Raw genomic sequence first — 12,837 nt, 5'->3', positions numbered from 1 at the left:
ATTTATTAGTTATTATACTGAGAATCCTTTATAATTATTTTGTTTTCTTTAAAGAAAAAAATATCATTTTGAGTCATAACATGGGTAATTAAGTGACTAATAGAAATAGGTTTCCCAATGTCTATTTGAGTTAGATTGGTATCTGTAATTTGTCGTCCGTCTACAAGTATAATACTACCTGAACCAATTGCAATCATGGTGTCATTGTTATCAGTAATTATTAATCCGGTATCCTCGCCTAGACCTATACCTATTTTCATGGGATTTCCAACAACAACTTGAAATAATCGGCCAATTCTACCTCGTTGTATAAAATGAGTATCAACAATGATGGAATCAATCAGGCTTAAACCACTATTTATTTCTACCAAACCTTTTAATAAAGCATCGGAGCTGTTACCTTGATAAATCATACTAGATGATACTGCTGCTGCACCCGCAGAGGTACCTGCATATAAAAACTCTTCATGATGATATTTATCCAATAACATTTGTTGAAACGGAGTTCCTCCTATCACAGAAGTTAAACGCAATTGATCTCCTCCAGTAAATAGCACAGTATTTGCTTGGGTGAGCCGCTGTAAATTATCAGGATCATTAGCTTCTAATCTACTATTGATTGGCAAGTGTCCAACGTTTGTGGCTCCGAGAAGTTTAAAAGCATGTATATATGTTTGACTTACCTCTTCTGGCATTTTAGAGGCAGTGGTTATAATTTCAATTCGGGATTCTTCCTTGTTTTTCGACTCGTCTATTATGTTCTTTAGAATACCACAATTGTAAAAGTAATTACTGTTTATTTGTTTTATTTCTGTTTCACTGGCGATAGAATTTCCTACATCTATTCCTCCACCAACGATAATTAATTTTCCTTTAATACTCATGTTTAAAATTATTGATTTTGTAATTTAATCAAATTAAACCATTATATCATTAAATAATTATCTTAATTTATTGGTAATATTTTTAATTAAAATAGTTGTAGTCCTTATTTAATAGTACCTTGATAAATATAAAAGTAAGGTATATGATTATAGAAAAAATATCAATTTTACGAGGTCCTAATATTTGGAGTAATACAAGAGTGAAGCTCATTCAAATGCGATTAAATATAGAAGAGCTAGAACAAAGACCCACAGATGTAATTGATGGGTTTTTACAACGAATAAAAGTATTATTACCATCATTATACAGTCATCGATGTTCTGAAGGAAGTCCTGGAGGTTTTTTCAGTAGAGTAAGCACTGGCACTTGGATGGGACATGTGGTGGAGCATATATCTATTGAAATCCAATCTTTAGCTGGTATGCAATCGGGATTCGGAAGAACCAGAGAAACAAAAGTTTCAGGGACCTATCATGTTGTGTTTGATTATGAGGAAGAAAATGCAGGTGTATTTGCTGCAAAATCAGCAGTAGAAATTGCCCAAGCACTAGTTGATGGAGTTGCTTATGACTTGGACTCGACAATTCAAAAGTTAAAGCAAATTTATCGACGTTTTATTTTAGGACCTTCTACACTTAGTATTGTAAAGGAAGCAAAAAATAGAAAAATTCCATGGATACCATTGGACAATCAATCTTTTATTCAGTTAGGTTATGGAGTTAATCAAATGCGCATTCAAGCAACCATCACATGTGAAACTAGTCATATCGCTGTAGATTTAGCATGTGATAAAGAGAAGACAAAAATGATACTCAAACAATGCTCCATACCTGTTGCAGAAGGTGGTGTTTGTATAAACCAAGATCAACTTAAACAACTCATTGATAAAGTAGGATATCCTATAGTGATAAAGCCATTAGATGGAAATCAGGGAAAAGGTGTGTCTATTAAAGTTCTCGACTTTGAAACAGCTAAACAAGCTTTAATACATGCACAAAAATATAGTGAAAGAGTCATCGTTGAAAAATTTATTAGGGGCCATGATTTTAGAGTTTTGGTCATCAATAATAAAGTCGTAGCGGCTTCAAAAAGGGTTGCTGCTCATATTATTGGCGATGGAGTTCGAACAATAAGAGAATTAATTGAATTAACAAATAAAGATCCTTTACGCGGAAATGGTCATGAGAATGTTTTAACTAAGATAGAAATCGATCGAGATACCCTGAGTCTTTTGTCTAAAAGAGAGCTTCAACTGGATTCTATTGTCGAAGATAATATGATTGTTAATTTAAAATCTACTGCTAATTTAAGCACAGGAGGAACGGCAATTGATGTAACGGATCAAATCCATCCAGAAAACATTTTATTAGCAGAAAGGATTGCAAGAGTTATCGGATTGGATATTTGTGGAATTGATATCATGGCTGTTAACCTTACGACTGCTTTAAAAGAAAATGAGGGTGTGGTGTTAGAAGTAAATGCAGCACCAGGATTTAGAATGCATTTAGCGCCTAGCGAAGGGATTTCGCGTAATGTAGCTGTACCTGTTTTGGATATGTTATATCCTCCAGGAAAAGAATCTAGAATTCCTATACTAGCAATAACAGGAACAAATGGTAAAACAACAACAACTCGTTTACTGGCTCATATTGCAAAAAATCATGGCTTTAAAGTAGGTTTTACAACATCTGATGGCATATATATCGATCATCAACTAATGGAAAAAGGAGATACCACAGGTCCTGTTAGTGCTCATTATGTGCTGCGAGATCCAAGTGTTGAAATTGCTATATTAGAGACAGCTAGAGGAGGTATTTTGCGTGCAGGATTAGGATTCACTAGTTGTGATATTGCTATTATTACCAATATTAAGGAAGATCACTTAGATTTAGATGATATTCATACGTTGGCTGATTTGGCAAAAGTCAAAGCTGTTGTAGTTGAGAGTGTAAAAACAGATGGCTGGGCTATTTTAAATGCAGATGATCCCTATTGTATGAAGATTTCACAAACACTAGACTGTCAAGTTGCATATTTTTCGTTAGATGTAAATAGCTCTATTGTAGAAGCATGCTTGAAAAGAGGTGAAATAGTAGCTGTTTGTGAAAATGGATATATAACCATTAAAAAAGAGCATTGGAACATTAGAATTGAAAAAGTTATTAATGTTCCTCTTACTATGCAGGGAAAAGCAAAATTTATGGTGCAAAATGTATTGGCAGCTACTCTGGCCAGTTATCTGTATGGATTTGAACCAGCAAACATCAGAATGTCCTTGCAAACTTTTATTCCTAGTCCCACTCAAACTCCAGGGAGAATGAATGTTTTTGAATTTAAAAAATTTAAAATCATGATTGATTTCGCCCATAATCCAGCAGGATATTTAGCCATTGAAGACTATTTAACGTTTATTGAAGCCTCTAGGAAAATTGGTATAATAGCAGCAGTAGGAGATCGACGAGATCAGGATATTATTAAATGTGGTAAAATCGCTGCACGAATGTTTGATCATATTATTATTCGACAAGAAAACCATCTACGAGGAAGGACTGAAGAAGAAATAATACAATTGATATTAATAGGAATAACTAGTATTAATAAACAGGTTACTTATGAAATAATCCCAAAAGAAGCTGAAGCCCTTAAACATGTTTTATCTATTGCTAAAGAAGGAAATTATATAGTTGCCTTAAGTGATGTAGTATCCAATGCCATCAATCTTATTGAGTCCTATCTTGAAAATGATAAATAGAATACTTTTTAACTGATTTTGATAGTAAGATAATATTCTAATTTTATCAAGAATTGTGTTAAATAAAAGTTTCTAAGAACAAGAAAAATAAATTTTATACTATCAGTACAGGATTATTTATAATCGAATCGTTAGTTTAATTGGTATATTTTCTCTGAAGAGTGGTTTAATTTATCTAGAATATAGAGATAGATATTTAACAGTAAACCTAATTTATTATTCTTATAATATAGTGAAGGTTAAAAACAAGTCAAACTTATGCGTAAACAATTTGTCGTTTTTTCAACATTACTTTTGATTGTAATGCTTCTACTTACTCTCTTTTTAAATAAGAATTGGGGCATCTTTTTTGTAGTTATTCTCATCTTTGTGATTATGGGATATCAGGATATGTATCAAAAGAAACATACACTGAGGCGTATTTATCCAATCTTTGGTCGACTTCGCTATGTGATGGAAGAACTTCGACCAAAAATGTATCAATATTTTATTGAATCCGATACCGACGGTAAACCAATTAGTCGTATCGACCGTGCAACCATCTATCAACGTGCTAAAAAAGAATTGGAAACAATTCCATTTGGAACGCAATTAGACGTTTATGCAGAGGGTTACGAATGGATGTGTCACTCAATTGCTCCAAAAGCCTTTGATAAACTAGATCACAATCCGCGTGTACTATTTGGTAATAAAGACTGTAAACAACCGTATTCAGCCAGTATCCTCAATATTTCAGCCATGAGTTTTGGTTCACTAAGCGCTCAAGCTATAGAAGCCATGAGTGGTGGTGCAAAATTAGGAGGGTTTGCGCATAATACAGGTGAAGGAGGAATAAGTCCGTATCATTTAAAAGGTGGAGGGGACTTAATTTGGCAAATTGGTACGGGATACTTTGGATGTAGAGATGAGCATGGAAAATTTGATCCTACCTTATTTGCGGAAAAAGCGAAATTACCGAATGTAAAAATGATCGAGTTAAAAATCTCACAAGGAGCTAAACCAGGGCATGGGGGAATACTTCCTGCGTCTAAAAATACAGTGGAAATTGCGGAAATCAGACAAGTAAAACCGCATACGGTTGTGGCTTCACCGCCTTATCACTCGGCTTTTAATTCACCATTAGAATTAGTTTCGTTTATTAAGGAATTGCGAACTCTATCAGAGGGGAAACCGATTGGGTTTAAACTGTGTATCGGACACAAAGCAGAGTTTATTTCTATTTGTAAGGCGATGGTTCATTTAGATACGTATCCGGATTTTATCTCTGTAGATGGTGGCGAAGGTGGTACGGGGGCTGCACCGCAAGAGTTCTCGAATTATGTAGGAGCCCCTATGTTGGATGGACTGGCTTTTGTACATAATATTTTAATGGGAATGGGAATTCGCAAGCACATTAAGATCATTGCTTCTGGAAAAGTAACTTCGTCGTTTCATATTGCTCGTGCTATGGCTTTAGGTGCAGATACGTGTAATGCCGCTCGTGCGATGATGATTGCTATTGGATGTATCCAAACTCTTTTATGTAACACCAACCGTTGTCCTACGGGAATTGCTACGCAGGATCCAAAGTTGACCATAGGTTTAGACGTTGCAGACAAAAAAGTACGTATGGCCAATTACCATAAAGGAACAGTGGAGAGCTTCGTTGAGTTATTAGGAGCTTCTGGACTAGATGACATGAAAAACATCACGCGTACCCATATTTACAGACGTGTTTCATTGAATGAGATGTTGACGTATGAAGAAATTTTTCCTTCTTTAAAAGTGGGATTTTTACTCGAAGGGAATATTCCCGATCGCTATAAACAAGATTTTGAATATGCAAATATGAACCGATGGTGGATTTTCAAATGAAAAACAAACCTAAATTGAGCTGTTTTTCTATAAAATTAATAGAAGAATTTTTATATATGGAAATTCAACATGTTAGATTATAGCCAGTCAAAAACCTCTAAGGTTAACATGATTTGGTTGTATTGTTTAAAAAAATCCTATACTAATGTTTTCTTCATCATTATATCGCTTTGCTTATCATCTGCTGGTAGAAAAATATGTTTATCAAATGCTATAAATCTATTTTTTTTTGATAGAAACGAATAGCTTTTGGGTTTTCTTCCCAAACACCTAACCACAAATAGTTGACTTTTTTAATATATGCTACTTGTAAAGCTTTTTCATATAATATTTGCCCAACCTTTTGCCCATGATATTCTTGTAAAACATAGATTCTTTTTATTTCTATGCTGTTGGAATCTTTTATTTCTGTTTGAGAAACTCCATAGTTTAATTTAAGATAGCCAATTATTTGATGTGATAAAATTGCAAAATAAAAGTCAGAATAAATATCAGTTAATTCTTTAGTTAGTGTCTTAATTGAAAAACTATCCTCAAGATATTTGGTCATGTTTTCCTGACTGTTTGTTTCTGAAAAGGTTTCAAAAAAAGTTTGCCTACTGATTGTTTGTAACTCTTGAATATCGTTTAGAGTTACTTTCTTAATTACTATGTTTTTATTTTTTTTTGTTTTCAAGGATTTAATGTCAATGTCAAGGAAAGCTATTATCTAAGCAAATTTAAATGTTTATAGCGTATAAAAATTAACCAATATAAATAAAGTAGATAGTCCAATAAGAATAATTTGTAATCTACTTTAGCTATAATTGCAATAAAAATCTTGTAAAAGTTAAATGTAAGGGATAATTCATGTAAATACGTGTTTTTTATTAACTAACAAAATTAATTTTCTATTTTTGAAATTGTAAACTATTTATAACATTAAAACAAGAAGAAATATTTTTATGAACCAGTTAAATCAGACCCCTATTGAGAGGATGGTATCCCCCATACAACGATTTATTAAACAAGAGAAGTCAGGTGGTATAGTATTAGGGATAAGTGTAATTATTGCACTTGTATTAGCTAATTCCTCGTTAAAAGAGCATTATCATCATATCTTGGAATATAAGTTTGGTTTTCAATGGGCAGGAAATAGTTTTTTTGAATATAGTTTACACCATTGGATTAATGATGGATTGATGGCTATTTTCTTCTTTGTTGTTGGGCTAGAACTGAAAAGAGAAATTGTAGCAGGCGAGTTATCTAATCCTAGAAAAGCAATGTTACCTATTGGAGCGGCATTAGGAGGTATGGTTGTTCCTGCTGTTATTTACTTTGTCTTAAATCCAAGTGGAGAGATGTCTAATGGTTGGGGAATTCCTATGGCGACCGATATCGCATTTGCTTTGGGGGTTCTTTATTTATTAGGAAGTAGAATACCTTTAACATTAAAAGTGTTTCTAACGGCATTAGCTATTGTTGATGATTTAGGAGCTGTACTTGTTATAGCTTTCTTTTATACTTCAGAGATTTCGACTTTGCATTTATTAGTTGGGTCTTCTATATTAGTTATTATGTATTTGGGTAATAGAATAGGAGTTAGAAATATACTTTTTTATGCTATTTTAGGAATTGGAGGGGTATGGACAGCGTTTTTATTATCTGGCGTTCACGCCACTATTGCTGCAGTTTTAGCAGCGTTTACAATTCCTGCCAATGTTAGAATTAGTGAAAAAGTATTTAGTGAAAAAATACAAGTACTTTTAGATAAGTTCAAAGCAATAGATCCCGATAATACTAAATCTACTTTAACTAATGAACAATTACATATTTTAGAGCAGATAGAAAACAGTAGTGCCTGTGCAACACCGCCTTTACAGCGTTTAGAGCACATGATGCATCCGATGGTTACTTTTCTAATTATTCCTATTTTCGCTTTAGCCAATGCTGGTGTATCTTTAGCTATTGATTTTGATCATTTGTTTAGTACAAATGTAGCTCTAGGTGTAGCACTTGGTTTATTGGTTGGAAAGGTAATAGGAGTAGTAGGTTTTACAGTTGTTTTGGTAAAATTAAAAGTAGCTCCTTTCCCTGAGGGGATGAATATTAAAAATCTTTTTGGACTGAGCCTTCTTGCAGCTATTGGTTTTACCATGTCTTTATTCGTAACTTCATTAGCTTTTACATGTGAGGAATATATGACTCAAGCTAAGATAGGAATCTTTGTCGCTTCTATAATTGGGGGAGTGATTGGATATTATGTTTTGAGTAGAGAAAAAAAATAACAATAAAAATAAGAGCAGATGACAAATAAGTTTTTTGATTACATTAATCTGCATAAAGGAGAAGAGAAAGGGGAAAAAGTTCTAGAAAACATTAGAGCTAATATTGCCTTTAAGGGAGCTAATCTATGGATTTTAGCTTGTGCCATTATCATTGCATCTGTTGGGTTAAATGTAAATTCAACAGCAGTAATTATAGGTGCCATGTTAATTTCTCCATTGATGGGACCAATTGTAGGTGCAGGCTTTGCATTAGGAACTTATAATTTTTTATTGCTAAAAATCGCAATAAAAAACTTAATCATTGCTACTATTGTTAGTTTATTAGTTTCTGCTATTTATTTCTACGTTAGTCCTTTTAAGGATGTTCAATCTGAGTTATTAGCTCGTACTTCCCCAACAATTTATGATGTTTTGATTGCTTTTTTTGGAGGTCTTGTTGGAGTTATCTCTATTACTAGGGTTGAAAAAGGAAATCCTATACCAGGAGTTGCTATTGCTACTGCATTAATGCCCCCTTTATGTACAGCAGGATATGGGTTAGCTACATTTAATATAAGTTACTTTTTGGGAGCTTTTTACCTGTATACTATTAACTGTTTTTTTATTTGTATTGCTACTTTTTTTGTTATTAAGTACTTGAAATATCCAACATCATCTACTTTAGATACCCAGAAAGAAAGACGTATAAGATATGGTATTAGTATGTTGATTGTTGTGATGATTGTACCTAGTTTCTACTTGGCTTATACGTTATTTGAAGAAAAGAAATTCACAAAAACTGTCGAGGAGTTCATTGATTCTGAGTTTAATGATAGAGGGTATACTGTGATTTATAAAAAGATTAATTATAATACTAAGCCCAAAAAAGTAGAACTTGCTTTTTTGGATAAGAAATTAACTGAAGAAAATATTTTACTCTACAACAGGTTATTAAAGGAAAGAGGTCTAGACAATGTAGAGCTGACATTTAAACAAGATGAAAAGGATATTAAATCAGAAATTTTAAATGAACTCAGTAAGCAAGATCGATCATATGCAGAGAAAGATATTATAATCAATGACTTAAAAAAAGAACTGTCTAAGTATAAAGTGGATGAACCTAATTTGATAAATGAAATTAATGTACTTTTTCCTAATATAGAAGAAGTATCCATTGGCAAAGTAGAGCGATATATAAAAACTGATAGTATTACAATGAATTGGTTTTTTCTTTTTAATCAAAAAGAAAAAACAAAGGCAGTAGATGGTAAGCTACTTAATAATTGGTTAAAGACTCGATTAAAGGCAGATACCATTTTACTTGTTCAAGGAAATAATCCTATACAGGAGAAAGGGAATAACCAGATAAAGTAAAAATAGTTATCTTCATTAAGGTCTGTTAGGAGGTAAAGACAAAAAGTAGATATAATATTTTTGGTAATAAGCGGAGTTTACGTTACTTTATAGACGAAGTTTAAATTGTAACTAAATAGAAAAAAGAGAAAGCCCTAGGACTTTCTCTTTTTAAAGACAACTAGTAAATAAGGAGAACTAGTTTTAGAATTATAAATCTAATGATTTTTTAATTGTTATAAATTTATTTTTTAATATTATTACAAGTAAAGAATGTAACTTTATAAGTTTTTTAAAAGAAGAATTATTGAAGTAAAAAATCAAAGATATATCACTAAGTAGGTAAAAAAAGCACTACAAGAGAAATCTTATTCAGATTTTTTTTAAGTATGTTTTTTTTAGAACTAGAATAGTTTGCTAATTATTTAGCATTTGTCTCTTGAATTTAGTAAAATAATCACCATTTACTGATAATATTAACGCTGATCTAGGTGAATTAGTCAGTAAGGATAACGTTTTGGTTTGTAGAATAGTATGTCTCTGATATTTCTCCCTATACAAATAAGTTAGCTACTATTTTTGCAGAAAATGAAAATAAAGCTTTAGAGTGGAACTATGTGGATGAGCTAAATCAAGCGCATACAACTATATTTAGAGCAACTAAAAACTAAGCCCTAATTTGGATATTAAATAATTAAAATAGCAGTAGTTTAGCATCTTATAATAAGATATGGATATAGATATTAAGAAAAAGACATTTTTGAATTTTGTTGGACTTTTAAGAAGTTTTTTAATCAAGTGTTTTATTGGAATTGTTTTATGTAGTAGCATAGCGTTTTTATATACTAACTTTATTTTTGAGCAAATATTATTTGCTCCTAAGAACCCTAATTTTCCTATTTATATTTGGCATCGTTCTTTGATAGATTTTTTTAATTTGAGTTCATCATTGTATATGGAAGGGATTGATTTTGATATTCAAAATCGAAAAATGGATGGTCAGTTAAAGATTATGATTTGGACTAGTTTTACCTTTGGACTAATAACTTCATTTCCTTGGATTTTGTATCAAATTTGGAAACTTGTACAACCTAAATTATATAATAGTAAGACAAGATATAGTATTGTATTTGTAACAATCACAAGTCTTTTATTTTTTATAGGTGTCTTGTTTGGATATTTTATTATAGTTCCTTTATCTATTCATTTTTTTATGAATATAGAGATTAGTAGTATTGTTGCTAATCAAATCGATCTTACTTCATATATTTCTCTTGTTAGAACCACCATACTAGCATCAGGTATTGTGTTTGTTTTGCCAGTTGTCATTCTAGTATTATACAAGATGGGAATTTTATCAACAGATACACTCAAAGGGTATCGCAGATATGCTTATGTTTTGATTTTAGTTGCATCAGCAATTATTACCCCTCCAGATGTATTGAGTCAAGTTATTTTGGTTATACCATTAGTTTTATTGTATGAAGTGAGTATTTTCTTTTCAAAGTTTATGAAGTCTAATCACATTACAGAATAATTTATTATCGTATTTGCTATCAATATTAATTAAACTTGCATAGTTTAAATATACATCGTAATATTACGATGTATATTTAAGTATAAAACAATGGGAGTAACAAAATCAGAATTATTTAGTGATAAAAAGAATAGATTGTCGCTTATGTTTAAGGTTTTAGGGCATCCAGCAAGACTTGCCATTCTTCAGTATATTATCAATCAAGATGCTTGTATTTGCAATGATTTGGTAGAAGAACTTGGATTAGCTCAAGCCACTATTTCTCAGCACTTAAAAGAGCTTAAAAATAGTGGACTTATAAAAGGGACTATTGAGGGTAAATCCGTTTGTTATTGTATTGACAATGTAGCTTGGAATGAATTCTTCAAGGAGTTTGAATTCTTCTTCGCTCAAAAAATACAATCAAAGGATTGCTGTTAATATTTTTTATTCAACATCATCGTGATATTACGATATTAAAATAATTTAAAACAGATAAAATATGAAATTATCAGAAGTAAAAGTAGTGTTAGAAAAATTAGATCGAGTAGATTTTCAATTTGAAGATGGGACGTTTGTAGCAGAACACTTCCATGTAACAGAAGTAGGTCAAGTGACAAAGAAATTTATCGACTGCGGAGGAACAATAAGAGAAGAGGTTAAAGTAAGCTTTCAATTGTGGAATGCAGATGATTATCAGCACCGTTTAAAAGCTGGTAAATTGCTTAATATTATTCGATTATCAGAAACAAAATTAGGTATTGTTGATGCGGATATTGAAGTAGAAGTTCAAGGTAAAGAAACAATAGGAAAGTATTTCTTAGAATTTAATGGAACTCACTTTCTATTAAAAAATACATTGACTGCTTGTTTAGCTGAAGATGCTTGTGGAATTACACCAAGTGATCAGGTAAATCAAACTAGTTGTTGCGATTCTAACGCTGGATGTTGTTAATCTTAAAAAAGGTAAAAGATGTATAAAACATTATCAACTACAATTAGTATTATGCTTGAATCAAGAGTGATAACTAATCATAGAAAAGAAGTTTTAGCTCCTTTACTGGCATACATTCAAGCTAAGGTTGATTCAAAATCTCCAATTCGAATCAATTTTATCTGTACACATAATTCAAGAAGAAGTCATTTGACTCAGATTTGGATGCAAGTAGCGGCTAGTTACTATGGTATTCCAAATGTTACTTGTTATTCAGGAGGAACCGAACAAACAGCTATGTATCCCATGGTTGCTACAGTTCTGAAAGAACAAGGGCTTGATGTATTTAAAATTGCAGAAGGAGAAAATCCTATTTATGCGATAAAGTATGGGGATAATGAAGTTCCTATTATTGGTTTTTCTAAGAAGTACGATGCCGCTTTTAATCCAAGTAGTGATTTTGCAGCGGTAATGACTTGTTCACAGGTGGATGAGGGCTGTCCTTTTATAGCAGGTGCTGAGCGCAGAATCCCTATTACATTTGAGGATCCGAAGGTATTTGATGGAACGGAAAACCAGCAAGTAGGATATTTTAATCGAAGCCTTGAAATTGCAAGTGAAATGTTTTACATCGTATCACAAATTAAAAAGTAAGTTATGCAAGTTAGAATGAAATTTTTAGATCGATACTTAACCCTTTGGATTTTCTTGGCGATGGGGATTGGTGTTTTGATTGGAAATGTATTTCCAAGTGTTTCTAATGTGATGGATAAACTGTCTATTGGAACGACCAATATTCCGTTAGCTATAGGATTAATCATCATGATGTATCCTCCACTGGCAAAGGTTGATTATAATCTATTACCATTGGCTTTTAGGGATAAAAAAGTCTTAGGTTTATCTCTTTTCTTAAACTGGATTGTAGGACCTGTTTTAATGTTTGTTCTGGCTATTATTTTCATGCGTGATGAGCCTGATTATATGGTAGGGTTGATCCTTATTGGTTTAGCCAGATGTATTGCCATGGTGATTGTATGGAATGATTTAGCAAAAGGTAATCGAGAATATGCAGCCTTACTGATTGCATTAAATAGTGTTTTCCAGGTGCTGTTTTATAGCTTCTTTGTTTGGCTTTTTATCAACGTATTACCTTCTTATTTTGGATTTGCTGATTATGCTATTTCAATTAAGATGAGCGATGTTATACAAAGTGTGCTTATTTATTTAGGAATTCCATTTTTAGCAGGTTTTTTAAGTCATAAGTATCTCATTAGAATAAAAGGAGAAGCTTGGTTTA

10 protein-coding genes and 1 pseudogene are annotated in these 12,837 nt (G+C 32.1%); 9 read left to right on the top strand and 2 right to left on the bottom strand.

Translation table 11 applies throughout. The features are described from left to right. Positions 1-5 precede the first annotated feature (5 nt). Positions 6-884, bottom strand: a complete 879-nt coding sequence (locus AWV75_RS17255) for a cyanophycinase (protein ID WP_060875538.1) — start codon at positions 882-884, stop codon at positions 6-8. Positions 885-1,027: 143 nt separating this feature from the next. Between AWV75_RS17255 and cphA the strand changes: the two genes are divergently transcribed. Together cphA and AWV75_RS17245 are read left to right on the top strand one after the other, a co-directional pair. After that, complete coding sequence (gene cphA, locus AWV75_RS17250) at positions 1,028-3,637, top strand: cyanophycin synthetase (protein ID WP_002992096.1); 2,610 nt, start codon at positions 1,028-1,030, stop codon at positions 3,635-3,637. Between the two features lie 258 nt (positions 3,638-3,895). Then, positions 3,896-5,491: an FMN-binding glutamate synthase family protein gene (locus AWV75_RS17245; protein ID WP_060875537.1), complete on the top strand. Its 1,596-nt coding sequence runs from the start codon at positions 3,896-3,898 to the stop codon at positions 5,489-5,491. Positions 5,492-5,628: 137 nt separating this feature from the next. Here AWV75_RS17245 and AWV75_RS17240 read toward each other — a convergent pair. Continuing rightward, positions 5,629-6,143, bottom strand: a pseudogene (locus AWV75_RS17240) (GNAT family N-acetyltransferase). A 292-nt stretch (positions 6,144-6,435) separates the two neighbouring features. Here AWV75_RS17240 and nhaA point away from each other — a divergent pair. From nhaA to AWV75_RS17205, 7 genes are all read left to right on the top strand, one after another. Then, complete coding sequence (gene nhaA / locus AWV75_RS17235) at positions 6,436-7,758, top strand: Na+/H+ antiporter NhaA (protein WP_060875536.1); 1,323 nt, start codon at positions 6,436-6,438, stop codon at positions 7,756-7,758. An 18-nt stretch (positions 7,759-7,776) separates the two neighbouring features. Continuing rightward, entirely contained in the window at positions 7,777-9,111 is a 1,335-nt protein-coding gene (locus AWV75_RS17230; protein WP_002992104.1) for a DUF389 domain-containing protein, read from the top strand. A 709-nt stretch (positions 9,112-9,820) separates the two neighbouring features. After that, positions 9,821-10,627 carry a twin-arginine translocase subunit TatC gene (tatC, locus tag AWV75_RS17225; RefSeq protein WP_060875535.1) on the top strand — a complete coding sequence of 269 codons (807 nt, stop codon included), beginning with the start codon at positions 9,821-9,823 and terminating at the stop codon, positions 10,625-10,627. 90 nt (positions 10,628-10,717) lie between these two features. Continuing rightward, positions 10,718-11,047 carry an ArsR/SmtB family transcription factor gene (locus tag AWV75_RS17220; RefSeq protein ID WP_060873482.1) on the top strand — a complete coding sequence of 110 codons (330 nt, stop codon included), beginning with the start codon at positions 10,718-10,720 and terminating at the stop codon, positions 11,045-11,047. A 61-nt stretch (positions 11,048-11,108) separates the two neighbouring features. Further along, complete coding sequence (locus AWV75_RS17215; protein ID WP_060873483.1) at positions 11,109-11,561, top strand: DUF6428 family protein; 453 nt, start codon at positions 11,109-11,111, stop codon at positions 11,559-11,561. A gap of 18 nt (positions 11,562-11,579) precedes the next feature. Further along, positions 11,580-12,194 carry an arsenate-mycothiol transferase ArsC gene (locus AWV75_RS17210; RefSeq protein ID WP_060873484.1) on the top strand — a complete coding sequence of 205 codons (615 nt, stop codon included), beginning with the start codon at positions 11,580-11,582 and terminating at the stop codon, positions 12,192-12,194. A 3-nt stretch (positions 12,195-12,197) separates the two neighbouring features. Next, positions 12,198-12,837: arsenic resistance protein (locus AWV75_RS17205; protein ID WP_369038034.1), on the top strand; the 640-nt coding region annotated here is incomplete at its 3' end.

The organism is Myroides odoratus, assembly GCF_001549985.1.
GTDB lineage: Bacteria > Bacteroidota > Bacteroidia > Flavobacteriales > Flavobacteriaceae > Flavobacterium > Flavobacterium odoratum_A.
This window is presented reverse-complemented; position numbering and strand designations above follow the sequence as displayed.